This window comes from Bacillus altitudinis, assembly GCF_001191605.1.
Taxonomy (GTDB): Bacteria; Bacillota; Bacilli; order Bacillales; family Bacillaceae; genus Bacillus; species Bacillus altitudinis.
The window spans coordinates 2,756,303-2,782,787 of sequence record NZ_CP009108.1; the positions used below are offsets into that span (position 1 = coordinate 2,756,303).

The following is a 26,485-nucleotide window of genomic DNA, read 5'->3' on the forward strand; positions in this document are numbered from 1 at the left end:
GATGAATAATCGAGAATTTAATTTTTAACTAATTCCCAAAATTACTTCAACTTCTTTAATATGATCTAATTCATAGAACATAAAAAATTCAGCTTCTTTTAGATTTGGAGATTTCATCAAAATCTCTAAACGATCAGAATAATAACCAAAAGAGATTGTTCTCCAATTCACAGCTCTTATCTTTTGCAATTGTTTATAATCCTCTTGGAATTTTTCCTCTCGTTTTAATTTCATTAAATATATTTCATCAATTAAATTGAAAAGTTTATTTGTTTTGGAAACATCAAATCTTCTAATGAGAAGAACAATAAAAACAATTATTAAAATACTTGAAGCAAAATATAAATAAGTATCAAATATACTGAATGAAAGTTTATCAAAATCATTCTGCTGCTCATGTGAGCTATCAAGTAATTTCGGATCGTTAGAATTGTATTTTCTAGAAATAAAATTTAACCCAAAGTTAAATATGAATTAAAGTAAGAGTTCAAAAATAAAAATATTGGCACAATTGTTATTGTAATAATTGAAGCTTTTGTAGAAAAGTTGGCAGCTCTTTCGTATTTATCTTTCGCATAAATTCGCAAATCAGAAACTTGACTCAGATTTAATTTTTCTAATTCCTTTCTATGGATTGACACATTCTTTGCTAATTTAAACTTAACTTTTGGATCTTCTAAATCTCTAATAATACTCATATTACCTCCTTGACTAAACATATTCATTTCACCATGCACAGCTATTAGAAATCTTAATCATGACAATCAATATTATATATTTTACTTAATGGCAAACTTTCGGTAAAGTTCAAATTGAACCTATATATATAATTCCTATCGAATTAATCTATGTTTATATTCCTTGTGAGGTGGATATTGTTGCAACTTCATGTATTGAACAGTCCGTTTAGCCAGGAGCAGGCAGAGTTACTCAATCAGCTGCTTCCGACTTTAACAGAACAGCAAAAAATTTGGCTTACTGGTTATTTATCAGCGCAGGCAGCGCTTGCCGGCTCAGAAACTGTCACTCCGGCGCCTTCTGCCGCAGCAGCTGTACAGCCTGTGAGCAAAGATGTGACCGTGCTTTATGGGTCGCAAACAGGCAATTCCGAAGGGTTAGCAAAAAAGACAGCCCAGCATCTTGAAGAGAAAGGCTTTCAAGTGACGCTCTCTTCTATGTCCGATTTTAAACCGAATAATCTGAAAAAAATAAATAATTTACTGGTCATTGTCAGCACACATGGCGAAGGAGATCCGCCGGATAATGCCCTTTCGTTCCATGAATATGTTCACGGCAGACGTGCGCCAAAGCTCGATCATTTAAGCTTTTCTGTCCTTTCATTAGGTGACAGCTCATACGAATTCTTCTGTCAGACAGGAAAAGAATTTGACGAACGATTTGAAGAGCTTGGCGGTACACGCCTGTTTGACCGAGTGGATTGTGACCTTGATTATGATGAGCCATTTTCAGAATGGCTTCAAGGTGTTGCCTCTTCTTTGAGTGAAGGTGAAGCTGTATCACTGCCGCAAGAATCAGCGGGAGCCAACAATCAAGCCGTTTCTGAATATTCAAGAACGAATCCTTTTTATGCTGAAGTTCTTGAAAATATCAACTTAAATGGGCGTGGATCTAATAAAGAAACACGTCACTTAGAGCTTTCGCTTGAAGGTTCAGGCCTCGTGTATGAGCCAGGTGATAGCCTTGGCATTTACCCGACAAATGATCCTGCGCTTGTCGACGAACTGATTCAAACATGCGGGTGGAATGAAGAAGAATCCGTCACCGTTCATAAAAATGGAGACACTCTTCCTTTAAAAGAAGCACTCACCTCGCATTTTGAGATCACGGTTTTAACAAAACCACTTCTTCAAAAGATCGCTGAACTGACAAAAAGCGAATCCTTACATGCCCTTTTAGAAGAAGGAAACGAAGAAAAACTGAAAGAATATATCGCAGGCCGGGACCTAGTAGATGCGGCTCGTGATTTCGGTCCTTTTGAAGGAACCGCCGCAGATTTCACGTCCATTTTAAGAAAAATCCCTGCACGCCTTTATTCCATTGCAAGCAGTCTCAAAGCAAATGACGAAGAGGTTCATTTGACGATAGGGGCTGTCAGATATGATGCGCACGGCAGAGAACGCCAAGGTGTTTGTTCGATTCTATGTGCAGAGCGCCTGCAGCCAGGTGATACGTTACCTGTTTATATTCAGCACAACCAAAACTTTAAGCTTCCTCAAGATCCAGATGCACCGATCATTATGGTAGGACCAGGCACAGGCATCGCCCCTTTCCGTTCATTTATGCAGGAGCGTGAGGAAATGGGTGCAAACGGAAAATCATGGTTATTCTTCGGTGATCAGCATTTTGTGACGGATTTCTTATACCAAACAGAATGGCAAAAGTGGTTAAAGGATGGCGTCTTAACGAAAATGGACGTGGCTTTTTCAAGAGATACTGAGGAAAAAGTATATGTCCAGCACCAAATGAAGAAACAAAGCAAAGAATTATTTGAATGGCTTGAGCAAGGTGCTTACGTGTATATTTGCGGAGATGAAAAGCATATGGCGCATGATGTTCACAATACCCTTCTATCCATCATTCAAGAAGAAGGTGCGATGAGCAAAGAAAAAGCAGAAAGCTATCTTGCCAACTTACAGCAGCAAAAACGCTATCAGCGTGACGTTTATTGATTTGATGCTTGAAAGAAAGGAGCTTTTACTTACATGGTGAAGACAGCATTAACAGCGCCGGATGGACCTCCGAGCGACGTAGAGGAAATCAAAGAAAAAAGTGATTATTTACGGGGTACGTTAAAAGAAGTGATGCTTGATCCGATTTCAGCGGGAATTCCGGATGATGACAACCGTCTGATGAAGCATCACGGCAGCTACTTACAAGACGATCGTGATCTGAGAAATGAACGGCAAAAACAAAAGCTTGAGCCTGCCTATCAATTTATGCTGCGTGTCCGTCTGCCTGGCGGAATCGCCACATCTAATCAGTGGCTTGTGATGGATGAGCTTGCTCACAAATATGGAAACGGTACGTTAAAGCTGACTACTCGTGAAACCTTTCAGCTTCACGGTATTTTAAAATGGAATATGAAAAAGACCATTCAAGACATTCATTCTACTATGCTTGATACAATTGCTGCTTGCGGCGACGTGAACCGGAATGTCATGTGTACTTCAAACCCCTATCAATCAGAAGTGCACCATGATGTATACGAGCTGGCGAAAAAATTAAGTGATGACCTGCTCCCGCAAACAAGAGCTTATCACGAAATTTGGCTTGATGAGGAAAAGGTTGCGGCAACGCCAGATAAGGAAGTTGAACCGATGTATGGTCCGCTTTATTTGCCAAGGAAATTCAAAATTGGTGTGGCGGTCCCTCCTGCTAATGACATTGATGTCTTTTCGCAGGATCTAGGCTTCATTGCCATTATAGAAAACGATCAACTGGTCGGCTTTAATGTCGCAATTGGCGGCGGAATGGGGATGACGCATGGTGATACAGCGACTTATCCGCAGCTTGCAAAGGTCATCGGCTTTTGTACACCTGAACAAGTCGTAGAAATTGCCAAACAAGTCATCACCATTCAACGTGACTACGGAAACCGTTCCGTGCGAAAAAATGCCCGCTTTAAATATACGGTGGACCGCCTTGGTCTTGAGAATGTAAAAGAAGAACTTGAGCGCCGTCTTGGGTTTACTCTTTTAGAGGCAAAGGATTATCACTTTGATCATAACGGTGACCGTTATGGCTGGGTAAAAGGCATTAACGGCAGATGGCATTATACGCTGTTTGTAGAAGGCGGACGCATCACAGATTATGATGATTATCCGCTGATGACAGGCATCCGCGAAATCGCCAAAGTTCATACAGGTGACTTCCGTTTAACCGCCAATCAGAATTTAATCATTGGGAATGTGACAACTCATAAAAAGAAACAAATCGAACAGCTGATTCAAAAGTTTGGTTTATCAGACGGCCAGCAGCACTCCGCCCTGCGGCGCAGCTCAATGGCTTGTGTGTCTTTGCCAACTTGCGGCTTAGCGATGGCTGAAGCAGAGCGCTACCTTCCTCGATTGATTGATAAAATCGAAGACATCGTTGAAGAAAACGGATTAAGTGATAAAGAAATCACCATTCGAATGACTGGTTGTCCAAATGGTTGTGCTCGTCATGCGCTTGGAGAGATTGGATTTATCGGAAAATCACCTGGTAAGTATAATATGTATCTTTGGTGCCGCATTTGATGGCAGCAGATTAAGTAAATTATACCGTGAAAATGTGGGTGAGGAAGACATTCTAAAAGAACTTGGCTCTATTCTCCCCCGCTATGCAAAAGAACGAGAAGAAAAATGAACATTTCGGCGATTATGTCATTCGTGCAGGGATTGTGAAAGAGACAACAGATGGAACGAATTTTCATGTGCAATAAAAAGAGACAGGAATTATCCTGTCTTTTTTATTTGTTCTGTTTCTTATTTAAGTATTCGGTCAGACTCTTATATACATCTGGATTGTCTAATGAAGATAGATCGGGTGAAGGCTTCTCTTCATACGCCCCTTTAAGTAAACGTCGTACAATTTTTCCATTCCTTGTTTTCGGCAAAGCTGAAATGAGATGAACTTCTTTTGGTGTGAGCGCTTTTCCAGCATGTGAACCAACATGGGCTGAAAGCTCTTGGATAAGGGCTGCTTCTTCAAAAGCATGCGGACTGGTCACGATGAAACAGACGAGCGCCTCCCCTTTCACCTCATCCTTTACCCCAATCACAGCGGCTTCATGCACGGCAGGATGCCAGGTAAGGATGGATTCAATTTCAGCTGGCCCGATGCGTTTCCCTGCTGTATTAATGACATCATCCGATCTGCCGGTGATGTGGAATTCTCCGTCCTCTGTTTGCATGACCCAATCTCCGTGTGTCCATACACCATCAAATCGTTTGAAATACGTATCTTCATAACGCTCCGGTTCGTTCCAAAAACCACATGTCATGCCGACCCATGGCTTTTTCACCACAAGCTCCCCTACCTCATTCATCACGCTTTGCCCGGCTTCATTGTATACATCTGCCGCCATTCCTAAGATCGCCGCATTAAAGAGAATCGGTTTGATGGGTCGAAGCAGCGTACTGCCTACAATGCCACCAGAAACCTCGGTTCCTCCTGAATAATTTAAGATGGGAATGTTCTTTTGACCAATGGTGTGAAATAACCATTGCCACGGAGCTTCATTCCACGGCTCCCCAGTAGAAATAATGGCTTTGACATGCGGTAACTCGACCCCATCAATCGTTTGCTGCATCGCAGAACGAACAAATGTAGGGGAAAGTCCAAAATGAGTGACTTTCTTCTCGTGGATGAATGACCAGAGCTGCTGCTCATCTGGATAATCGGGAGCGCCGTCATATAAAACGATGGTAGCGCCATTGATCAAGCCACCAAAGACGAGGAATGGCCCCATCATCCAGCCCATATCAGTCAGCCAAAACAGTCGGTCTCCTTTTGCCACGTCCATACATAGCCCGGCATCAAAAGCTGCCTTTATCGGAAAGCCTGCGTGTGTGTGAACGGCTCCCTTTGGTGTGCCGGTTGTGCCTGACGTATACAAGATCATCAGCGGGTCTTCATTTGTGACATAGGTTGCGCCGGTGATCGGCTGTTCTTTTAACAAATCATTTAGCAATACATCGTCCTGATATCCGGTATGAGAGGAAGTGTGCACAATCACTTTTTGCACAGTTGCGGTTTTGTTGATGGCATCAGCCACACATTCCCGCATGTTGATCGTTTTCCCTCGCCGCATCATTTCATTCGCTGTGACGACAATGGATGCGCCTGACGCACGAATGCGTACAGCGAGTGGCTCGCTTCCATAGCCTGAGAAGACTGGGCTGAAAATCACACCAATCTTTGCAAAGGCAAGCATGACGGCGACCGTTTCTGGAAGCATTGGCATATAGATGATGGCTACATCCCCTTTTTGAAGTCCTTCTTTCAAAAAGCCAGCTGCAAGACGGCTCACTTTTTCTTGAAGTTCGAGAAATGACCATTTCTTTTCTTCACCGGCTTCATTGCTCCAAATGATGGCGGGCTGATGCTTCGTCTCTTCTTTTTCTGCCCATTTGTCCACAGCCGTTTCGGTAATGTTTAGTGTGCCGCCCTGATACCATTTCGGCCACATCAATGAGTAGTGACCTAATGCCGCTTCATATGGTTTTTTCCACTGAATGCCGACCGCCTTCTCCGCTTCTCTCCAAAACCAGTCTGTGCGATCAATACTGGCTTGATAGAATGAGTCATACGTAGAAAAACCAAGAGATTTCATCCACTGATGCAAACGTGTTTTTTGGCTCTGCTTTTCTTCCGGTATCCATTCTGGTTTCAGGTTGATCATGAGATCTGCCCCCTTTAGACCGGATAGACCGGATGTTTTCGTTTCGTAAATGTCATGTCTTTCGATGAATAGGCTACTAATCTATGACAAAGTTCCGTTCTTAGACGGTCAAATGGGATGACGCCATCGACAATCATTTCAGAGGCAAGCTCATAGATATTCATATCTTCCTGGTATTCCTTCCGTTTCTCTTGTATAAATGAAGCCCTCTCTTCGGGCGGGAGTTCTGCAATTTTATTTGCATAGACGGCATTTACAGCGGCTTCTGGACCCATCACAGCGATTTGCGCCGATGGAAGAGCGAGACAGCAGTCGGGCTCAAAAGCAGGGCCTGCCATTGCATATAGTCCTGCTCCGTATGCTTTACGGACGATGACGGATATTTTCGGAACGGTCGCCTCTGACATAGCGGAGATCATTTTTGCCCCATGACGAATAATGCCGGCTTGTTCCACTTTTGTTCCAATCATAAATCCTGGTATGTCCGCGAGAAAGAGCAGCGGGATATGAAAGGCATCACAAAGCTGAATAAACTTGGCGGCTTTATCAGCTGAGTCGTGGAATAATACGCCGCCTTTGACCCTTGGCTGATTGGCAATGAGACCGATAGGCTGACCGTTCATTCTGCCAAAGCCTGTGATTAACTCTGCGGCAAACAGCTTTTTGATTTCAAAAAATGACCCTTCATCAATCAGTAAATCGATGAGTTGATACATATCAAATGGGGTATTCTGGCCTTTAGGGATTAAGTCTTGGATGGTGGTTTCAGATGGTTTAGGTGCTTTTGCTGCTGTCGTTTTTGGTTTTTCTGTATAGTTGGCAGGCATATAGGTTAAATAATCACGTGCAATTTGAATGGCCTCTTCCTCTGTTTTGGCTAATATATCTCCGCATCCAGAAATGCTACAATGCATTTTCGCACCGCCCATTTCCTCAAGTGATACTTTTTCACCAATCACCATTTCAGCCATTCGCGGCGACCCTAAATACATGGATGCATTTCCTTCGACCATGACGACAATGTCACAAAAAGCAGGGATATACGCACCACCGGCAGCAGAAGGACCGAATAGTAAACAAATTTGAGGAATGCGTCCAGACAGCTTGACTTGGTTATAAAAAATTCGCCCTGCTCCTCTTCTGCCTGGAAACATTGCGATTTGATCGGTGATTCTTGCACCCGCAGAATCGACTAAATACAGCATTGGACAATTGAGCTTCTCGGCCGTTTCTTGAATTCGAATGATTTTTTCTACTGTTTTGACGCCCCACGATCCTGCTTTAACCGTAGAGTCGTTTGCCATGACACAAACAGTCTGCCCATTCATACGCCCGGTTCCTGTGACGACACCATCTGCTGGTAAATGTTCATCTTTGCACTCTGCAAACATGGCATCTTCAATGAAAGAATCCTCATCTAATAGCAAATGAAGCCGATCACGGACAAATAATTTTCCTTTTTCTTTGTTTTTTTGATGGTAGCGTTCTGCCCCGCCCTTTTCAATTCGTTGTTTTTTAAATTCATATTCTTCGATCATAAACATTCCCCTTTCTTGCTATTTGCCAATGTAATGAGGCGTTCGTTTTTCTTGAAAAGCCTTGAGACCTTCTAGTCGATCTTCTGTATGAATAAGCCGCAGATAAGCTTCGTATTCTTTCGTCAGACCTGTTTGTAAATCGTGATCAAGGCTGGATTGAATGGCTTGTTTTGCTTCTTTTAAAGCGATCGGTGCATTTTTGGTGATTTGTTTTGCGAGTGTGATGGCATCATTCATCAGTGAATCGGCTGTAGAGATACGTTCAATCAGTCCGATTTGAACGGCTTCTTCTGCTCGTAAAGAAGTGCCTGTGAAGATCATTTCTTTCGCTTTCCCGGGTCCGATCAGGCGCGGAAGTCTTTGTGTGCCCCCTGCTCCCGGCAGGATAGCTAGTCCTGTTTCCGGCAGGCCGAGCGCTGCACCCGCTCTTGCGATGCGGAGATCACAGGCGAGCGCGAGCTCAAGACCTCCGCCAAGTGCGTGTCCGTTTATCACGGCAATGACAGGAACAGGCAAAGATTCAATGTCTGTAAAGGTTTGCTGAATGGTCAGAACGGCTTCTTTGGCTTCTTGTGCTGACATCAATCGCCGTTCTTTTAAGTCTGCTCCTGCGCAAAAAACTTTAGCGCCAGCTCCTGTCATGAGCAAACAGCGGATGTTTTCATCATGTTTGATTTCTTGAATCGTTTGATTGATTTCCTCTAGCATAGCAGCTGATAGAGCATTGGCTTGTGCTGGTCTGTTTAAGGTCATGATGCCAATGTGATCATCTTGTATTGAAAAATGGACCAATGAAGTCATGTGATTCACCCTTTATCAAGTAGTGTGAGACTGAAAAGCGCGTAAACAGTGACTTGGCAGGGTTCGATCCACTTTTGCTTCAATCCATTCAGCCGCTTTAATCAAGCGAGGGAGGTCGACATTTGTTTCGATCCCGAGTTTGTGAAGCATGTGCACCACGTCTTCTGTCGCCACGTTTCCGCTGGAGCCAGGTGCATAAGGACAGCCGCCAAGCCCCCGCTAGAGGCATCAAATATGGTGATGCCGGCTTTTAATGCTGTATAAATATTGGCAAGCCCCATTCCTTTCGTATCATGAAAATGAAGCGCAATTTTATCAGCAGGAAAGCGTTCAAGTAAAAGGTCTAACCGTCTTTCTACTTGTAGCGGATGGGCTTCCCCAATGGTATCCCCGAGTGATATTTCATCAATGCCGAAGGAGAGCAGCTGTTCCGTTAATCGCAGCACTTGGTCCATCGGCACTTGTTTTTCATAAGGACATCCAAACACGGTTGAAATATAGGCCCGCGTTTGCCGTCCTTCTGCTTTTAAATCGGCTGTCATTTGTTTGATCACAGGCAATGTTTCCTGTATAGATCGATTCATATTCTTTTTGTTATGTGTCTCACTCGCTGAGATAAACATAGCCCCTAGCTCAAGGTTTGCTTCAAAAAAATGAGCTAACCCCTTTTCATTTGGGATGAGTGCGGCATAGGTAATATCCTCTTTTTTGTTTAATGATTGGGCTAATTCTTTGGCGTCTTTTAAGGCTGGAACCCATTTCGGATGAACAAATGAGGTGACTTCAATATAAGGAAGATGGGCTTCTTCGAGTAAATGGATCCATGTTCGCTTCTCCATTGTGTCCAGCCAAACGGATTCATTTTGCAGGCCATCGCGCGGGCCGACCTCTCTAATGAGCACGTTTTTTGGTAATGCCATGCGGCTTTCCCCCTATTCTGTCAGCTCCAAAAGTACCTCTCCCTCGTCAACAAAGTCCCCCTCCGCCTTATACACTTTACTGATCACACCTGCTTCTTCTGCAACAATGGGAATCTCCATTTTCATGGATTCTAAGATGGCGACTTCCTGTCCTTTTTGCACATCATCACCCTGTTTCACAAGAAGCTTCCATAAGTTTCCGGCCATTTGTATCGTGACAGTTTTCATGAACGGTTTTCCTCCCTTTTTTTCATCAGAAAATCGGTTGTGATGCTGCCATGTAAAAAGGCAGTTGATTCGGCCATTTCCTTTAAAAGCGGTACATTGGTTTTGATCCCTTCTATTTCATATGCTTGTAATGCTGCTTTTAATCGTTCTATGGCGAGTTTTCGAGTATCACCGTACACAATCATTTTCGCAATCATTGGATCGTAAAATGGGGTAATGACACTTCCGCTCGTTACGCTTAACTCATGACGGATATATGGGGCATCAGGTGTAGAAAGCCGAGTGATCGTGCCTGGCGAAGGGTAAAATGTCACAGGGTCTTCAGCGTATATTCTGACTTCAATCGCATGCCCAATTTGATGAATATCCTCTTGGCTAAAAGACAGGGGCTCTAATGCTGCAATTTTTAGCTGCTCCTCGACAAGGTCAATCCCAGTAATTTCTTCAGTGACAGGGTGTTCTACTTGCAATCTCGTATTCATTTCTAAGAAATAAAATTGCTGGTTTTGATCGACTAAACATTCAATCGTGCCCGCATTTTCATACCCAATCGCTTTGGCAGCTTTGACGGCCATCTGTCCCATTTGCTGTCTCACCGTTTCTTCAAGACAGACGGCTGGTGCCTCTTCAACAATTTTCTGATGTCTTCTTTGGAGTGAACAATCTCTTTCAAATAAGTGAACGCCGTGACCGAACGAATCAAAAAGAACTTGAATTTCGATGTGCCGTGCGTGTTCAATCACCTTTTCCATGTACAACGTACCGTCTTGAAAGAAACTTTGTGCTCTTTTTTGATTTCCTTCAAACGCTCGATGCAGCTCTTCGTCGTTGCGGACGAGCTGCATACCAATCCCACCGCCGCCGCTTGATGCTTTTAGCATAATGGGATAGCCGAGTGTCTGTGCTTTATGAACCCCTTCGTCTGCATCATGAAGCGGGGCTGAAACACCAGGAACGATTGGGATGCCCGCTTGTTCCATCGTTTTTCTCGCTTCAATTTTATTTCCCATCTGCTGAATGACTTGTGCAGATGGTCCAATAAAGGCAATGCCCTCGCTCCGGCAGCGCTCAGCAAATGCCGCATTTTCTGATAAAAGACCATACCCTGGGTGGATAGCATCAGCATTTGTTTGTTTGGCAACCTTAATGATCGCTTCCATGTTTAAATAGCTTTCAGAAACTTTAGCGCCGCCGATATAATAAGCGCTGTCTGCTTCTTGCACATGAAGTGCATGCTGATCAGCCTCTGAATAAACGGCAACGGTTTTGATTCCGAGCCGTTTACATGTCCGAATCACTCTACGGGCAATTTCGCCTCGATTGGCGATCAATACTTGTTCAAACATCGCTGCCTTCACTCCTTTATTAGATCAAGCGCCTGCTTTTTCAAGCGGAATTTCTGAATTTTGCCTGAGGCGGTCATTGGGTACTCATCTGTAATGAAAAAGTATTTCGGGATTTTGTAGCGTGCCATTTGTGACTGACAATAGCTCGTTAATGTCTCAATTGAGACCGACTTCCCTTGTTTCAGCCGAATGAATGCGGCTGCTTCCTCGCCGTATGTCTCGTCAGGAATACCAACGACCTGTGCGTCAAGAATGGCAGGGTGAGTGTATAGGACATCCTCAATCTCTTTTGGGTACACATTCTCTCCGCCTCTGATGATCATATCTTTGAGCCGGCCTGTGATTTTCACATAACCGTCATGATCCATCTCAGCTAAATCCCCTGTATGAAGCCATCCGTCCTCATCAATGACTTCATTTGTTGCTTCTTCGTTTTTATAATAGCCCTTCATGACATGGTAACCTCTTGTACAAAGCTCTCCTTGCTGTCCTCTTGGCACTTCTTCTGATGTCCCTGGTAAAGCAATTTTGACTTCAATTTGAGGAAGCGCACGTCCGACCGTTTGAACACGTCTTTCAAACGAATCATCGGTTCTTGTTTGGGTAATGACGGGTGAACTTTCGGTTTGACCATAGGCAATCGTGAGCTCTCTTAATCCCATTTTTTCAATGACTGCTTTCATGACGTGGGATGGGCAGAGTGAACCGGCCATAATCCCCGTTCGTAATGTGGACAGGTCATAAGAGTGGAAATTTGGATGATCGAGCTCTGCGATGAACATGGTTGGTACACCGTGAAGAACCGTGCATTTTTCTTTTTCTACTGTTTGAAGGACTCGTTCTGGATGGAATGATTCAAGTGGAATGATCGTTCCCCCTTTTGTGAGACAAGCAAGTACACCAAGAACAGAGCCGAAGCAATGAAAAAACGGCACTGGGATACACATACGGTCCTGCTCTGTTAATTTCATACAATCTGCGATCTGACTCGCATTACAGACGATGTTTGTGTGGCTGAGCATGACGCCTTTTGGATAGCCGGTTGTGCCTGAAGTGTACTGCATATTAATAACGTCATCAGGCGTGAGCTCATTCATTCGCTTCTCCCATTCATGATCTTCGGTTCTTTTGGCTGCCACTTGAAGACGATCCCAGCTGAGCATGCCGTTTGGTACATGCTGACCGATATAGATACATCTTTTTAAATAAGGAAATTGTGTGGAAGTGATTTCCTCTTGATGAGCGGTTTGAAGTTCTGGAATCAGCTCTTCAAGCATGTTGACATAGGACGTTTCTTTAAAGCCGTCTACAATAAACAACATTTTGCTGTCAGAATGCTTGAGTAAATAGGCGAGTTCCTGTGATTGAAAATTGGTATTCACAGTGACAAGAACAGCACCAATGGAGGCGCAGGCAAATTGAAGAATGAGCCATTCAGGTATATTTGGTGCCATAATGGCGATGTGATCTCCCTTTTGAACCCCTAATGCCATGAGACCTTTACCTGTTGCCTTGACCTCTTGATAAAACGCTTCGTACGAATAACGTAAAGAACGTTCTGGGTAAACAATGGCTTCATGTGCTGGATGCTGTTCTTTTTTTTCTCTTAATAGGGAGCCAATCGTTTGCGGATGAATCGACATCATTGCTTTCCTCCCTCATGCATAGTAAGCGTTTTCATTAAGGTATTACGCTAACAGCTGTCTTGCGATCACGAGCCGCTGAATTTCAGAGGTTCCTTCTCCGATTTCCATCAGCTTGGCATCTCTCACAAGCCGTTCAACACCGCATTCTTTCATATAGCCTGTTCCGCCATGAATTTGGACCGCATCAAGACTCGCTTTTGTGGCCATTTCTGAAGCAAACAGTTTGGCATAGGCCGCTTCTTTTGTAAATGGTTTGCCTTGATCTTTCAGCCAAGCGGCTTTCCAGACCATTTGTCTTGCAAGCTCTATTTGCATCGCCATATCCGCCAGCTTAAACTGGATGGCCTGGAAGGATGAGAGCGTCTTTCCAAATTGCTTTCTTTCTTTTGCATAGGAAAGTGAAGCATCAAGTGCCGCTTGTGCAATTCCGACAGATAAGGCTGCAATGGAAATTCGTCCGCCGTCTAATGTATATAAAAATTGCTTGAATCCTTTCGATTTGTCTCCCAATATATGATGCGCTGGTACACGTACTTCGTCTAAAATGATTTCAGCTGTATCTGAACCGCGAACCCCCATTTTGTCATATGGATTTGTAATCGACAGTCCCTTTTGCCCTTTCTCCACAATAAAGGCGGAGATGATCGGACGTCCGTTTTCATCATGATCTGTTACAGCGGTGACAATGATCGTTCTGGCATAATTGGCATTTGTGATCCAGCACTTTTCCCCACTGATGACATATTCTTGTCCGTCTTGAATGGCTTTTGTTTTTGTTCCTTTTGCATCTGATCCAGCGTTTGGTTCTGTTAATCCGAAGGAGCCAAGCGCTGTTCCAGAGGCTAATGGAACAAGATGGTCCATCTTTTGCTCCTCCGTCCCGAAGTAATAAAGTGGACTTGCGCCTAAGGAAACCGCTGCGGCATAACTTAAACCTGTACTCGCACACTGTTTTCCAATTTCCTCGACTGCCAGTGCATACGAGATCGTATCTCCTCCAGATCCTCCATATTTCTCTGGAAAGGGTATACCCATAAAACCGAGCTCCCCCATTTTTTGAAATGTTTTTACGGGAAATGCTGCCTGTTCATCAACAGTTTGAGCGTGCGGTGCAATTTCTGTTTTTGCAAATTCTTTGACCATCTGACGGATCATTTGCTGCTCTTTCGTTAATTCAAAATCCATTTTGCTTCCCCCTTTGGCGCTTTTCTATCATATTTATTATTGAAATAGCTGCTTCATGCCAAGCTTGATTGAATTCAGAAAATTAAAATAAAAATAGTAGAAAAATAGAGAAAGCAAAAAAGCATAAATGGAGGAAAACCCTCATTTATGCTGTCTTTGTTATTTTACTGTTTTTGTAGAAGGTTTGCTTTCATGATGAAGGCGATTGAGTGCCGTCACTTTATAGGTATAGCTCTTCTTTTGATTGGCTAAAATGTCTTTCGTTTGTGTGAAGGAACCTGTTTCTTTTCTGACCGTTTGCACAAATTCGTATGTCCCTTTATTCGACAATCGATAGACTGCATAATAGGATGCACTAGAGCGCGGATCATTTTGTATCTGTAAAACTGCGCCATCCTCTGTCTTTTTCACAGATTGGATGATTGGTTTTTTTGGCGCTTTTTGATGAAGCCATGGCATCTCTGGTATGAGAGCTGGTTTGCTATAGGTTTCTTCTATTAATCGTTTCTTTACATTCAAGGGATTCCGATTGATATCTTTCAGACTAAAATGCATGCTTCCTTGTACGAGCTGTGACTGCCTGTTCAGCTCGATCTGGCGAAAATACTCCTCTGGATCAGACCAAGCAGGATCACTGTTTTGATTGATTTTATACGTCGCTTGACCAATGTACAAATGAACAGGCTGCCCCTTCACTTCATTTGACCACCATTTCGTCAGCACATCATAGGCAGCGGGCTGAAAGCCGATACTCCAATAAATTTGCGGGGTGATATAATCAATATGGTGCTGCTGTATCCATTCTCTTGTATCAGCATACAAATCATCATAATTGGTCATCCCTGCTGTTGTGTTTGAACCGGTTGGGTCATCTTTTATGTTGCGCCATACACCAAATGGGCTAATGCCGAATTTCACATACGGCTTTTCTTTCTTAATGGTGTTATTGATTTGCTTCACTAGCTCGTTCACATTATCTCTTCGCCAATCTTCTATGTGTGTGAATTTCTGCCCGTAAGTTTCATACGTTTCTTGATCTGGAAATGGCACACCAGCGATTTTATTCGGGTAAAAATAATCATCCATATGCACCGCATCAATATCGTAGTTTTTCACTACTTCCTCTATCCCGTCAACAATGAAGTCCTGAGCATCAGGAATGCCTGGATTAAAGTACAGCTGATTTCCGTAGGCGATGGTCCACTCAGGGTGTGCTCTTGCAGGATGATCGGCTGATAACCGGTTGAGATCGGTATGATTCATGGTGATTCGATAAGGGTTAAACCAAGCATGAAATTCAAGGCCGCGTTTATGTGCTTCTTCTATCATAAATTCAAGCGGGTCATATCCAGGGTCTTTCCCTTGTGTACCAGTCAAATATTCAGACCATGGCCCGAATTTCGACGGATAAAAGGCATCTGCTGTTGGTTTAATTTGCATGATGACGGTGTTCATATTCATCGCTTTGATGTCGTCTAACAGTTGAATGAACTCTTGTTTCTGCTCATCTGCGGGCAGTCCTTTCTTTGAAGGCCAATCTAAGTTATAAACTGATGCGACCCACACTGCACGCATCTCTCTTGTGCTCTCAAGCTTCCCTTTTGGCATCGAACGAGCTAGACTGCTAGACGGAATCAATAAGAAGACACCCATGAAAACTAGTGTCAGAACCGTCATACTGATCTTTTTCAGCATGTTTTGCATCACCTCATATTAAGTTTATTCTGCGTTTTGTGATGGAATGCCAGCAGATGGTGTAAGCAAGATGTTTTTTACTTTAAGCAGCTGAGCTTTAGGGACGTCGCAGGCTTCTAGTAAATACCGCTCTGCACTTCCGTATGTATCCATCATCTCATTCAGTACATCTTCAAGATAATCTTGCTGCACACCGAGCAGGGGTTGAATTTGTTCTTTTGACACCCGATATAAACTCATCATACGAACAAATCGTTCTTGTCTTTTCACTAGTATTTTCACGCCTTCATTGGAACGCATGTATTCACTTAAAACGGTATGCACCGGCACACCCGCTGCTAATTGAATAAGAGCAGATAAAAAGCCTGTACGGTCCTTTCCGCTTGTACAGTGAAGCATAAGTGGATAATTTTTTTCATCTGACAGTAATGTAAACAATTGCTGAATCTCTTTTTTTCGCTCATAGAGCATGCTTTGATATACATCTTTCATGATCGGTGTAAAGGATAGAGATTTTCCTTCTGCTATCAGCATACGAAACATGGTCCATTTGCTAGGCATCATGCTGTCAGGCTGCATAGGGATATGAACAATTTTGTCATGTTCCATGATCTTTGGTGGGTGTGATTTTCGTTCTGAGCTTGTACGCAGGTCACAAACCGTTTGAATTCCAAGTGTTGAGAACGTCAATATGTCTTGCTTCGTGAGACGTGATAAATCAGCAGATCGATAAATCATTCCTTGTTTGATGACCATCTGATCCGTTGTTTGGAGTCCCCCTACCTCTCTAAAATTTGCAAGCTTTGAAAATTGTATGTTGCGTTCATTCATAGAAGTGAATATCCTTTCTATCCTCTTTTCTCTATCATACGCTTTTATGAAAAATGAGAAAAGATAAGAGAAAAAGATCATTCGATTCTCGCATGTTGATCAGTGACATCTTTTACGTGGAATTATTGTTATAATAGAATCAGCATATTCGTATTGATTGGAGATTGTAGCATGATAAAAACAAAACGTATTCAGCAAATAAAAGAGTATGTATTTGACCGGGAATCTGCCTCTCTTGATGAGCTTGTGACGCATTTTGGCGTCTCAAAAAACACCATACGCCGAGATGTACAAGCATTGGTAGAATCCGGCGTGCTAAAGAAAGTGTACGGCGGCGTCGCTGTGAATCACTCAACATTGGTGGTGTATCAGGAGCGAAAGACTCGTCAGCTGAGTAAAAAACAATTGATCGGACAGGCTGCCGCCGCTTTTGTTGAACATGGTGATATGATTTTTGTTGATTCTGGTACAACGACACTGGAGATGCTTCCCTATTTGAAGGAGAAACAGATTACCGTTGTGACAAATAACGTGGATTTCATTACACAGGCTATGCCTTATGAACACCTCACCATCTTTTCAACCGGGGGTATGCTAGAGCGAAAAACAAATTCTTTCGTTGGTTATCAAAGTGTTGAACGTCTCAAAGCATACAATGTCAATAAAGCATTTATTGCATCAACGGGTTTATCCATTGATCATGGCGTCACGAATTCCTCCCCGCTTGAGACAGATATTAAAAAAACGCTCGTTGAAAAAAACGCCAAAACCTTTTTATTAGTCGATGATAGTAAGTTTGACCATTATGCCTTGACCACGTTTTGTGACTTAAAAGACATAGACATCGTCGTGACGAATGAACAACCAAATGAAGATTACCTTCAATATGGAAAAGAGCATGATGTGAAGTTTGTCACGCCTTAGTCCAGAGCAAAAAAGCCAAGCGCCAATGTTTTGGCTTTTTTCTTATGCGCAAAAGAGTGAAACGGCGAAGTGTTGGTTACATTATGATTGTACATTTAACACATGTTTGGAGGTTGACCTGATGCCGTTGTTACGTTTTGACGTGATAGAAGGCCGTTCAAAAGAGGAATTAAAAAAACTGCTGGACACTTGCCATGAAGCAATGGTTGATGCCTTTGGGGTACCTGAACGAGATCGCTATCAAATTGTTCATCAGCACCGCCCTGAAGAGATGATCATTGAAGACACTGGGCTTGGTTATCCGAGAACAAAGGATCTGGTTGTCATTAGTGTTGTCAGTAAACAGCGGACGAAAGAACAAAAGGAACAGCTTTATGCACAAATCGCAGAACGTATAGAAAAAGAATGCGGGGTTGCCAAGTCGGATGTGATGATCTCCATCGTGGAAAATGGAGACGCCGATTGGAGCTTTGGGATGGGTGAGGCTCAATTCATAAGAGGATGGCTCTAAAAAAACGGCTCAGGAATGTGAGCCGTTTTTTGATTCATTCATTTTCAAGCTGCATGAGCAAGTTGAATAAATAGCGGTACACTGCTGAGATCACACCAATCAAAGGTGTATCTTCTTTGATGTCCTCTAGTTCAAGAAGCGGAATGTTGATATCAAATAACCCGTCTTGCCCATTAAATTGAAGCTGAGCACCATTTAATGTTGAGAGCATCTCTTTTAGTAATCCAGTATCTTTTTTAGGACGCTTCAATCCGAATAACACGGTATACGTCTGAAATACTTCATCCCATTCTATGGCAAGTCCGTCGGCTCTCACCACATCAAACCACTTCGACTCGATATAAATGAATTCTTTTTGTTGTTTTTTTACGTATGTAAGAGGTGTATTTAAAAAGGAAGCATTTTCTGTTTGAATCATTTCCTCCGATTCCTTGTCTACACGTTCTATATAAACATCAGCAAAGCGTGCTTCTTCTGTCATTTTTGCCCCTTCTAACGGCCAATTTTGACTTGCGGCTTTGTTATATTCAAAGTCGGTGAGCGCCTGCCCTTCTTTCAATAAATCTTGTAAGCGATTTTGCAGTGACATGACTGTATCTCCTTTCATCTACTTCATATGCGTTTTTTATTTTAGCATAACACATGAAAAGAAAGATATGCCTGAGCATATGATGGTATGATAGTGGAAAAAACATCTCGGAGGGGACCGTTTTGCTCACAATGACACTGGCAGAAAAAATCGTAGATGAGGTCAAAAAGGTACTGACGGAAGAAATCATCATCACACAAACAAACGGTACCATTATTGCTGCAACAGATCCAGCACGCATTGGTCAATTTCATGAAGGAGCATATGTCACATCCTTAGAAGGGCAGAAACGAATTCTCACAAAGGATGATGTGCTGCAGATGAAAGGCGTCAAAGCCGGTATCAATCTGCCTATTTATTTTAAACAAGAAGTCATTGGGGTCATTGGAATGACAGGTGATCCAAGGCATGTCTCCCCTTTTGGCGACATTTTACGGAAAATGACGGAGCTGCTCATTCAAGAGCATGAATTTTTTCAAGAAACGGAAACAGATGAACGGCAGCTTGAAGCATTTGTATTCGACTGGCTTCATCTGCCAGAGACAGCGGCAGGTATGACCGAGAAGGCGCAGCGGCTTGGCTTTGATGTCAACAAGCAGCGTGTCGCTATTCTCATTGATTGTCAAGACGAATCGTTTATGAAGCAGGATCAATACAAACTGATGAAGGACAAATTGCACCTGACCAATCAGGAGATCATTGTGCGCTGGGGGCATGCACGTTTTTTGCTCATGCTACAAGCCACACCAGATGGTCGAGAAACATGGCACAAGCGCTTGTTCCATATTCATGCTGCGCTCGCAGCGCTGTCACCATCGAGGATTTTAATGGGGGCAGGAAAACCAGCAGCTTCTCATGTCATGAAGCAGTCCTTTCATCAAGCGTTTCGCGCTTTAAAATTGGCGCATGCTGAAACACCCATTGTGTTTGATGAAGATTTGACGCTTGAACTTTTTATGGAGGAAATCAGTCAGGAAACAAAAGATGCGTTTCTTGATCGAACGATTGCGTCCCTTTTCCCCTATCCAGAACTAGTGAAAACATTGCGGGTACTCATCGCTTCGGATTACTCATTGAAACATACAGCAGAAGCTATGCATGTCCATATTAATACACTTCATTACAGATTAAAACGGATTCAGGATTTAACGACACTTGATCCAAAGCGTATGCAAGATGCGATGCTTTTTTATTTGGCCTTGCTACTTTTAGATCATGATACAAAAAATACGATAAAACAGCCTGATATTTTGTAGAATCGTCTATAGTCATGTGACGGTTCTTTTTTTATACTGGTAGAAACGAGACGTTAAATGAGCGGGAGTGATTGTATATGCTAGATTCAGAATTTTCAAATCAATTAAAAGAGATTGTCGGTGCGCCCAATGTCCAAGACAGCAAGGCGGATCGTCTTGCCTACTCTTATGATGCGACACCAAATTTTCAACAGATGCCAGATGCGATCGTGCGGCCTCACACGGCTGAAGAAGTGCAGCAAATTGTGAAACTGTGCGCCTCTTACAAGGTGCCGATCGTCCCAAGAGGCTCAGGGACGAATCTGTGCGCAGGAACATGCCCTACTCAGGGCGGATTGGTAATTCTCTTTACTAGAATGAACCAATTATTAGAAATAGACGAAGAAAATTTAACCGCAACGGTGCAGCCTGGCTTAATTACGCAGGAATTGATTCATCAAGTAGAGGAAAAAGGCCTCTTCTACCCGCCTGATCCAAGCTCTATGAAAATTTCCACATTAGGCGGCAATATTAACGAAAATTCAGGGGGGCTGCGGGGGTTAAAGTATGGAGTGACAAGAGATTATGTCCTTGGGCTTGAAGTGGTTTTGCCAAATGGTGACATCATCAAAACAGGCGGAAAGCTTGCAAAAGATGTCGCTGGATATGATATGACTCGATTGTTCGTTGGTTCAGAAGGAACACTCGGGATTGTCACAGAAGCGGTGCTAAAGCTCCTGCCGCTTCCAGAAACGAAACAAACAATGCTTTGTTTATACGAAAGCCTGGAAGAAGCTGCGACTTCTGTATCGGCCATCATTGCTGAGCGTATCATTCCTGCTACATTAGAATTTATGGATCAGCCGACCCTTGAAGTCGTTGAAGATTTTGCAAACATCGGCCTGCCCACCGACGTTCAAGCTGTGTTATTAATTGAACAGGACGGCAACCCTGAAGCTGTTTCTCGTGATATCCAAAAAATCGCAGAAGTCTGTGAGCAGCACGGGGCTAAAAGCGTCAAGATTGCACATTCAGAAGAAGAGGCAAGTGCGCTCTTAGCAGCGAGACGCTCTGCTTTATCCGCCCTCGCTCGATTAAGTCCTACAACGATTTTAGAAGATGCGACCGTCCCCCGGTCTGAAATTGCCAATATGGTTCGTGCAATCGAAGACATTGCACGAAAGTACGAGGTGAACATTTGTACGTTTGGTCATGCAGGTGATGGCAACTTACACCCCACTTGTGCGACAGATGCAAGAAATGAAGAAGAAATGAAACGGGTAGAAGCTGCTTTTCAGGCCATTTTTGAAAAAACCGTTGCCCTTGGCGGCACGATTACAGGCGAACATGGCGTGGGTCTAATGAAAGCGCCCTATTTGGAGCTGAAGGTCAAAAAAGAAGGAATCGCTGCCATGAAGGCGATTAAACAGGCACTTGACCCTGCACATATCATGAACCCAGATAAAGTGTTTGGAAAAGCCTCAAGAAAGCGAGTGGTGGTCTCATGAGTTCTTCTTCTAAGCAAAAAGAGATCCAGCAGCAGTTTCAGGAGCAAATGGATGAAAAGGAGCTGCTTAATTGCATGCGCTGCGGATTCTGCCTCCCTTCCTGCCCTACCTATATTGAATCTGGACAACAAGAAACGCACTCTCCTCGGGGCCGAATTGCGTTAATGAAAGCTGTAAGAGATGGCGTCATTGAGCCAGATGAAGATGTTGAACATTCTCTTAATCTCTGTCTTGGCTGTCGTGCATGTGAACCAGTCTGCCCTTCTGGCGTCAAGTATGGACAGCTGCTAGAAGATGCAAGAGACATTATTCAACAACATAAAAAACAATCGTTTCCCGTCAAATTGATGAGACGTGTTGTGTTTAAAGGTCTCTTTCCGTCACAAAGTCGTATGCGACAAGCTGCTAGTTTTCTTCGATTTTATCAAACATCTGGTCTGCAAACAGCCGCCAGGAAGACGCGCATACTGAAGGTGCTTCCCTCCCATTTACAGTTGATGGAACAGGCACTTCCAAAGGTGCCGCCTCAAAAGAAAAAACGTTTGAATGAATATAAAGCCATTGGTCAGGCAAAAAAACGGGTGGCGTTTTTTACTGGCTGTTTAATGGATACAGTTTTCTCAAACACCAATAAAGCGACCATTCATCTCTTACAGCTGGCAGGCTGCGATGTGATCGTTCCTCCTATACAAACGTGCTGCGGCGCGCTACATGGTCATAGCGGAGAAAAAGACCAAGCAAAACAGTTAGCCAAACGGAATATTGAAACATTCGAGAAAACAGATGCCGATGCGATTGTCATGAACGCGGGCGGCTGCGGCGCCTTTTTAAGTGATTACGGTCATTTGCTTCAGGATGACCCAGATTTTCAAAAACGAAGTAAAGCCTTCTCACAGAAAATAACCGATATATCAAGTATCCTTGTAGAGCTGGAGTTTCACCGCCACGTGCCACTTGCTCTGCCAGCGCAAGTGATCACCTATCAAGACTCCTGTCATTTACGAAATGGAATGAATGTACAACAGGCGCCGAGGATGCTCATGAAAGCCATTCAAGGGGTAACGTTTAAAGAAATGAAAGATGCTGGCCGCTGCTGCGGATCTGCAGGAATCTACAATATCTTGCAGCCAGACATGTCGATGCAAATTTTAGATCATAAAATGACTGAAGCGAGCAACACAGCTGCAGCTGCCATTGTGACGTCGAATCCAGGCTGTCAATTACAAATGGCAGCAGGCGTCAAAAAGGCAGGACATATGCCTAGCATGAGAGCGATTCATCTGGCTGACTTTTTATTAGAAGCCGTTCAATATGGAAAAAAAGCGTCCAGCTCATGAAGCTGAACGCTTTTTTTATGCATATCTTCAGACGATTGGTTGGATAATAGAGGAAAATCGCGGAAGGAGATGGTTCAAGTGCTGAAGAAAAACAAATCAAAACAGAAAGACCCGAATTCAGTATTTGAGGCACTATCGCGTTCCTCTGATTTTATCAATGAATTATCAAGTTCCGAAGGTTTCCTTTATAGAATTTCTTTTTTTCGTCCTTTAATTAATGGCAATCTCCTTCATGAACAAATCTTGCCTTTTATTCAGCAATTGCATCTGACACCCACCCTTGAAGAACTGAAAGAACACATCCCAATCGAACAAGCTGTGATTACGAGGGACCTTCAAAAAGTGGAAGAAGCTCTTCATCGAGGCAGTATTGCTGTTCGAATTGAGACAGACTGGGGCAAAGTCCTCCTTTTGCCGATTGAAGAAAAGAAAGGCAGACAAGTGAGTCAACCTGAGATTGAATTCGGGATTATCAGTGCGCAGGAAGCCTTTGTGGAAGGGCTGGATACAAACTTAAACTTGCTGAGACGTAGGCTGCCCACTCCTGACCTTAAAGTAGTTGAACACACAGTTGGTACCCTTTCTCAAACGAAAGTAGCCGTTGTATACATAGAGGATATCGCCAACCCGCAGAACATTGAAACCGTTCTTCAGCGGATTCAAGATGTTGACTATGACCAAATTCTAGATTCTAATTATCTTGCGCAAATGCTTTATGATGTGTCCAATACAATCTTTCCATTGTTTTTAAATACAGAACGGCCAGACAGGGTTTCCTCAGGTTTAACGGAAGGAAAAATAGCCATTATGGTTGACGGTTCGCCTCATACCCTGCTTGCACCTACAATTTTACTCGAGTATTTTTCTACAATGGAAGACTATAACATGTCTTGGATCGCAGCATCCTCCTTTCGGCTGTTACGCATTTTTGCTGTGATTTTTTCTATTTTTGCAACTCCTTTGTATGTAGCTGTTTTAACGTTTCACTATGAACTGATTCCTAAGGACTTATTAGAAACGATTGTCGCATCACGCTATCTCGTTCCCTTTCCGCCTATTATTGAAGCATTATTTTTAGAGATATCGATTGAGCTGCTTAGGGAAGCCGGGTCTCGCCTTCCTGCAAAAGTCGGACAGACGCTCGGGATTGTTGGAGGTATTGTGATCGGACAGGCTGCGGTTGCAGCGGGATTAACAAGTAATATCCTGCTCATTATCGTCGCATTATCAGCTCTTGCCTCTTTTGTCACCCCTATATATAAAATGGGGTCTGCTATTCGTCTCTTACGTTTCCCATTCCTTTTTGCTGCACAAGTGTGGGGAGCGCTAGGGATTTCGCTAATGGGGGCTTTTCTTCTTACACATTTAATGAAATTAACGTCTATAGGCCAGCCTTACTTAGAGCCAATCTTTCCACTTCGATTGGCCGATTTAAAGGGTAGTTTGATTCGTCCCCAGCTCCGCTTTTTGAAAAAACGTCCAGAAAATTTACGGCCGCAAAATGAAACAATACACCGCCAAAAGCCAAAGCAAGGCCGTAAGGGGAAAAATGATTTTTATGAATAAGGAAGTGAAGGCATGAGCTCTTCTTCTGTGAAAGAAAAATTTCAAGTGTCCCCTTTTTTTGTGTTTTTTCTGATCAATGCCAATCAAGTAGGTGTTGGTATTTTAAATTTCCAGACGAATCTTGTCCGGACGATTAATAATGATGGGTGGATCGCCATTTTAATTGCTGGTGCAAGCGTCAATTTGATGATCTTCCTCATTTACTTTTTGTTTAAAAAAGCACCTACTGACGAATTTAGTGACATTACGCAATCTGTGTTTGGTAAATGGCTCGGACAATTCATCAACATTCTCTACATTTTGTATTTTTCTTCATTGTCTTTGATTGTGCTTGTTCATTATATGGATGTGATCCATGTTTGGCTGTTTAAAGAAATTCCTGGTCTTTTATTTGCATCAGTGCTGCTCATCCTCGTCTATTACATTCACACAGGCGGATTTAGAACAATCGCTGGCTGGGCATTCTTTAGCATTGTTCTAACGTACTGGATGACCTTTATCTGCTTTTATGTCATGAAATATAGTCACATCCGGTTTATGTTCCCCATGTTTGATCATTCATTTTCACAACTCATGATGGGGGTCAAAGATGCCTCTTTATCCATGTTTGGTTTTGGAACATTGCTTGTCTATTATCCCTTTATTAAAAAAGCACAAACGTCGCAAAAATTTGCACATATGGGAGTGTTGCTAACGACATGCCTGAATTTGCTTGTATTTCTCGTCTCTATAGCGTACTACTCAAGTGCTCAGCTCGAACTAACGAAATGGCCGACATTGACATTAACCAGCATTGTCAAACTTCCGTTTATCCAGCGCTTTGAATTTATTGAAGTGTCGCTATGGCTTTTGCTTATCGTTCCGAATATCGCTATTCCATTATGGGCAGCCAGCAGAATGGCAAAACAAGTGTTTCACACGAGCCAGCGCACCACGTTAATAGTTCTCAGCCTTCTCATTCTCGTCATGTTTTCATTTTTTATCAGAGCTACCTCATTTGAGACATTTAATAAATGGGTGGAATATAGCGGATACATCCTCATCTATGGATTGATTGGATGTATGATCATTGGGCTGCTGCTGAAAAAAAGGTGGGTGAAAAAACGAACATGAAACATTCTATTCTGATATGTCTCATGTTATTGAGTCTTTTCTTAACGAGCTGTGCACAGCCTCGTCTCTTAGATGAATTAAGTATCTCGCAGGCGGCGGGATTTGACTTATTGGAAGATGGAGAAATGAAGGGCTTCTTTGTTTTCCCTGTTTTTAAAAGCGAAGAACAAGGAAGCTATCAAATTGTAAGTGCTAAGTCAAATACCATTAGTAATATTCAGTTTCTTGTTTCGGAAAAATCGCCTTTCCCCGTTGTCATGGGACAAGTACTCGTGATTTTAATAAGTGAAAAGCTGGCGAAAGAAGTGGGTATGATTGATTTGATGAATTACATCTATCGTGATCCGATCATTGGGTCTCGTCAAGTATTTGCCATAGTAGACGGAGAAGTTGAAGATTTATTGCATACAAAAATGAATCAAACCAACTTAAATATCGGTGTATATCTTTCAGATTTGCTGGCTCAAAACATGCGAAACGGCAATCAACCTGTGACCAATCAGCATATTTTTATGAATCAGATGATGGCAAAAGGCGTGGATGCCTACCTCCCTTACATTAAAAATACAAGCAACTCTATTAAAGTGTCAGGTGTCGCTCTTTTTGATCAAGAAAAAATGGTTGGGCATATTCCAGGGGAAGATACATTTACGTTTAAAGCGATGATTGAAAATCATAAAAATGGGATTTATGAGTTTCGATTTAATGACAGAAAGAAAACCCATGTTGTTATTGAAAATATCAAATCACATGTGTCTTATCACATTAAACCAACTGAAAACCTTTCAAAAAAGCCTCATATCACCATTGATATCAAGCTGAAAGGTGAGTTAAAAGAATTCATGAAATCAAAAAAAATCGATACGCCTTCTATTTTGCAGCATGTTGAAAAAGAAGTGGAGAAGCGTGTGGCCCAGCAAGGGCAAGACCTTGTTCAATCCTTTAAAAAGCAAAAAATTGATCCACTTGGACTTGGTTTGAGATATCGCTCTAAAGATAAAGCCATGACACCGGAGAAATGGCAAAAACTCTACCCTGATGCAGATGTCCAAGTGAATTGTCATATGAACATTGTCCAAACGGGTGTCAGCCAATAAAAAAGACTG

21 protein-coding genes and 2 pseudogenes are annotated in these 26,485 nt (G+C 42.8%); 10 read left to right on the forward strand and 13 right to left on the reverse strand.

The window, feature by feature from the left end; all coding sequences use genetic code 11:
* Positions 1–24: 24 nt before the first annotated feature.
* Together ID12_RS13855 and ID12_RS13860 are read right to left on the reverse strand one after the other, a co-directional pair.
* Positions 25–234, reverse strand: coding sequence for a hypothetical protein (locus tag ID12_RS13855; RefSeq protein WP_025207454.1), 210 nt, complete (start codon positions 232–234; stop codon positions 25–27).
* Positions 235–452: 218 nt separating this feature from the next.
* A complete protein-coding gene (locus ID12_RS13860; protein WP_025207455.1) occupies positions 453–698 on the reverse strand; it encodes a hypothetical protein in 246 nt (81 codons plus the stop codon).
* 180 nt (positions 699–878) lie between these two features.
* On the opposite strand from ID12_RS13860, the gene ID12_RS13865 reads away from it, so the two are divergent.
* Together ID12_RS13865 and cysI are read left to right on the forward strand one after the other, a co-directional pair.
* Positions 879–2,690 (forward strand): assimilatory sulfite reductase (NADPH) flavoprotein subunit, encoded by a 1,812-nt coding sequence (locus ID12_RS13865; RefSeq protein ID WP_025207456.1) that lies wholly within the window; start codon positions 879–881, stop codon positions 2,688–2,690.
* Between the two features lie 33 nt (positions 2,691–2,723).
* Positions 2,724–4,444, forward strand: a pseudogene (cysI, locus tag ID12_RS13870) (assimilatory sulfite reductase (NADPH) hemoprotein subunit).
* Positions 4,445–4,471: 27 nt separating this feature from the next.
* Here the strand turns inward: cysI and ID12_RS13875 are convergent.
* The 10 genes and pseudogenes from ID12_RS13875 to ID12_RS13920 all read right to left on the reverse strand — a co-directional run bounded on the left by ID12_RS13875 (position 4,472) and on the right by ID12_RS13920 (position 16,677).
* Positions 4,472–6,406 (reverse strand): AMP-binding protein, encoded by a 1,935-nt coding sequence (locus ID12_RS13875; RefSeq protein ID WP_025207457.1) that lies wholly within the window; start codon positions 6,404–6,406, stop codon positions 4,472–4,474.
* 14 nt (positions 6,407–6,420) lie between these two features.
* Entirely contained in the window at positions 6,421–7,944 is a 1,524-nt protein-coding gene (locus tag ID12_RS13880) for an acyl-CoA carboxylase subunit beta (RefSeq protein ID WP_123768175.1), read from the reverse strand.
* Between the two features lie 18 nt (positions 7,945–7,962).
* Positions 7,963–8,745, reverse strand: a complete 783-nt coding sequence (locus tag ID12_RS13885) for an enoyl-CoA hydratase (RefSeq protein WP_025207459.1) — start codon at positions 8,743–8,745, stop codon at positions 7,963–7,965.
* Positions 8,746–8,760: 15 nt separating this feature from the next.
* Positions 8,761–9,665, reverse strand: a pseudogene (locus tag ID12_RS13890) (hydroxymethylglutaryl-CoA lyase).
* Positions 9,666–9,677: 12 nt separating this feature from the next.
* Positions 9,678–9,893, reverse strand: a complete 216-nt coding sequence (locus ID12_RS13895) for an acetyl-CoA carboxylase biotin carboxyl carrier protein subunit (protein ID WP_008346646.1) — start codon at positions 9,891–9,893, stop codon at positions 9,678–9,680.
* Positions 9,890–11,239 (reverse strand): acetyl-CoA carboxylase biotin carboxylase subunit, encoded by a 1,350-nt coding sequence (locus ID12_RS13900; RefSeq protein ID WP_025207460.1) that lies wholly within the window; start codon positions 11,237–11,239, stop codon positions 9,890–9,892. The genes ID12_RS13895 and ID12_RS13900 overlap by 4 nt, the downstream gene beginning before the upstream one ends.
* 8 nt (positions 11,240–11,247) lie before the next feature.
* On the reverse strand, positions 11,248–12,885 hold the full coding sequence (locus ID12_RS13905) for an AMP-binding protein (RefSeq protein ID WP_025207461.1): 1,638 nt from the start codon (positions 12,883–12,885) through the stop codon (positions 11,248–11,250).
* A gap of 42 nt (positions 12,886–12,927) precedes the next feature.
* Positions 12,928–14,070 (reverse strand): acyl-CoA dehydrogenase family protein, encoded by a 1,143-nt coding sequence (locus ID12_RS13910; RefSeq protein WP_008346640.1) that lies wholly within the window; start codon positions 14,068–14,070, stop codon positions 12,928–12,930.
* Positions 14,071–14,229: 159 nt separating this feature from the next.
* Positions 14,230–15,765, reverse strand: a complete 1,536-nt coding sequence (locus ID12_RS13915; RefSeq protein ID WP_025207462.1) for a glycoside hydrolase family 10-like protein — start codon at positions 15,763–15,765, stop codon at positions 14,230–14,232.
* Between the two features lie 24 nt (positions 15,766–15,789).
* The gene (locus ID12_RS13920; protein ID WP_025207463.1) at positions 15,790–16,677 is read right to left on the reverse strand and encodes a tyrosine-protein phosphatase; all 888 of its coding nucleotides are present in this window, start codon (positions 16,675–16,677) and stop codon (positions 15,790–15,792) included.
* Positions 16,678–16,767: 90 nt separating this feature from the next.
* Here ID12_RS13920 and ID12_RS13925 point away from each other — a divergent pair, with 90 nt between their 5' ends.
* Positions 16,768–17,520 (forward strand): DeoR/GlpR family DNA-binding transcription regulator, encoded by a 753-nt coding sequence (locus ID12_RS13925; protein WP_008346634.1) that lies wholly within the window; start codon positions 16,768–16,770, stop codon positions 17,518–17,520.
* Positions 17,521–17,641: 121 nt separating this feature from the next.
* On the forward strand, positions 17,642–18,031 hold the full coding sequence (locus tag ID12_RS13930; protein ID WP_025207464.1) for a tautomerase family protein: 390 nt from the start codon (positions 17,642–17,644) through the stop codon (positions 18,029–18,031).
* 34 nt (positions 18,032–18,065) lie between these two features.
* Here the strand turns inward: ID12_RS13930 and ID12_RS13935 are convergent, their stop codons facing one another.
* Positions 18,066–18,620 (reverse strand): hypothetical protein, encoded by a 555-nt coding sequence (locus ID12_RS13935; RefSeq protein WP_017367394.1) that lies wholly within the window; start codon positions 18,618–18,620, stop codon positions 18,066–18,068.
* 122 nt (positions 18,621–18,742) lie between these two features.
* Here ID12_RS13935 and ID12_RS13940 point away from each other — a divergent pair, with 122 nt between their 5' ends.
* The 6 genes from ID12_RS13940 (at position 18,743) to ID12_RS13965 (ending at position 26,476) form a co-directional block, all read left to right on the forward strand.
* Positions 18,743–19,876, forward strand: coding sequence for a CdaR family transcriptional regulator (locus ID12_RS13940; protein WP_007499203.1), 1,134 nt, complete (start codon positions 18,743–18,745; stop codon positions 19,874–19,876).
* Between the two features lie 77 nt (positions 19,877–19,953).
* Positions 19,954–21,363 carry a glycolate oxidase subunit GlcD gene (glcD, locus tag ID12_RS13945; protein WP_025207465.1) on the forward strand — a complete coding sequence of 470 codons (1,410 nt, stop codon included), beginning with the start codon at positions 19,954–19,956 and terminating at the stop codon, positions 21,361–21,363.
* The gene (locus ID12_RS13950) at positions 21,360–22,700 is read left to right on the forward strand and encodes a (Fe-S)-binding protein (protein WP_025207466.1); all 1,341 of its coding nucleotides are present in this window, start codon (positions 21,360–21,362) and stop codon (positions 22,698–22,700) included. Before glcD ends, ID12_RS13950 begins: the two co-directional genes overlap by 4 nt.
* A gap of 78 nt (positions 22,701–22,778) precedes the next feature.
* Positions 22,779–24,266: a spore germination protein gene (locus tag ID12_RS13955; RefSeq protein ID WP_038475228.1), complete on the forward strand. Its 1,488-nt coding sequence runs from the start codon at positions 22,779–22,781 to the stop codon at positions 24,264–24,266.
* A 12-nt stretch (positions 24,267–24,278) separates the two neighbouring features.
* Entirely contained in the window at positions 24,279–25,379 is a 1,101-nt protein-coding gene (locus tag ID12_RS13960; RefSeq protein WP_025207468.1) for a GerAB/ArcD/ProY family transporter, read from the forward strand.
* A complete protein-coding gene (locus ID12_RS13965) occupies positions 25,376–26,476 on the forward strand; it encodes a Ger(x)C family spore germination protein (RefSeq protein ID WP_025207469.1) in 1,101 nt (366 codons plus the stop codon). Before ID12_RS13960 ends, ID12_RS13965 begins: the two co-directional genes overlap by 4 nt.
* Positions 26,477–26,485: the final 9 nt, after the last annotated feature.

What these genes read in the sequence shown, in the direction of transcription:
- ID12_RS13880 (WP_123768175.1), bottom strand. Translation starts at nt 7,944, where the DNA reads ATGATCGAAGAATATGAATTTAAAAAACAACGAATTGAAAAGGGCGGG.
- glcD (WP_025207465.1), top strand. Translation starts at nt 19,954, where the DNA reads ATGCTAGATTCAGAATTTTCAAATCAATTAAAAGAGATTGTCGGTGCG.
- ID12_RS13925 (WP_008346634.1), top strand. Translation starts at nt 16,768, where the DNA reads ATGATAAAAACAAAACGTATTCAGCAAATAAAAGAGTATGTATTTGAC.
- ID12_RS13960 (WP_025207468.1), top strand. Translation starts at nt 24,279, where the DNA reads ATGAGCTCTTCTTCTGTGAAAGAAAAATTTCAAGTGTCCCCTTTTTTT.
- ID12_RS13885 (WP_025207459.1), bottom strand. Translation starts at nt 8,745, where the DNA reads ATGACTTCATTGGTCCATTTTTCAATACAAGATGATCACATTGGCATC.
- ID12_RS13875 (WP_025207457.1), bottom strand. Translation starts at nt 6,406, where the DNA reads ATGATCAACCTGAAACCAGAATGGATACCGGAAGAAAAGCAGAGCCAA.
- ID12_RS13935 (WP_017367394.1), bottom strand. Translation starts at nt 18,620, where the DNA reads ATGTCACTGCAAAATCGCTTACAAGATTTATTGAAAGAAGGGCAGGCG.
- ID12_RS13910 (WP_008346640.1), bottom strand. Translation starts at nt 14,070, where the DNA reads ATGGATTTTGAATTAACGAAAGAGCAGCAAATGATCCGTCAGATGGTC.
- ID12_RS13895 (WP_008346646.1), bottom strand. Translation starts at nt 9,893, where the DNA reads ATGAAAACTGTCACGATACAAATGGCCGGAAACTTATGGAAGCTTCTT.
- ID12_RS13905 (WP_025207461.1), bottom strand. Translation starts at nt 12,885, where the DNA reads ATGATGTCGATTCATCCGCAAACGATTGGCTCCCTATTAAGAGAAAAA.
- ID12_RS13930 (WP_025207464.1), top strand. Translation starts at nt 17,642, where the DNA reads ATGCCGTTGTTACGTTTTGACGTGATAGAAGGCCGTTCAAAAGAGGAA.
- ID12_RS13920 (WP_025207463.1), bottom strand. Translation starts at nt 16,677, where the DNA reads ATGATCTTTTTCTCTTATCTTTTCTCATTTTTCATAAAAGCGTATGAT.
- ID12_RS13950 (WP_025207466.1), top strand. Translation starts at nt 21,360, where the DNA reads ATGAGTTCTTCTTCTAAGCAAAAAGAGATCCAGCAGCAGTTTCAGGAG.
- ID12_RS13860 (WP_025207455.1), bottom strand. Translation starts at nt 698, where the DNA reads ATGAGTATTATTAGAGATTTAGAAGATCCAAAAGTTAAGTTTAAATTA.
- ID12_RS13855 (WP_025207454.1), bottom strand. Translation starts at nt 234, where the DNA reads ATGAAATTAAAACGAGAGGAAAAATTCCAAGAGGATTATAAACAATTG.
- ID12_RS13965 (WP_025207469.1), top strand. Translation starts at nt 25,376, where the DNA reads ATGAAACATTCTATTCTGATATGTCTCATGTTATTGAGTCTTTTCTTA.
- ID12_RS13900 (WP_025207460.1), bottom strand. Translation starts at nt 11,239, where the DNA reads ATGTTTGAACAAGTATTGATCGCCAATCGAGGCGAAATTGCCCGTAGA.
- ID12_RS13915 (WP_025207462.1), bottom strand. Translation starts at nt 15,765, where the DNA reads ATGCTGAAAAAGATCAGTATGACGGTTCTGACACTAGTTTTCATGGGT.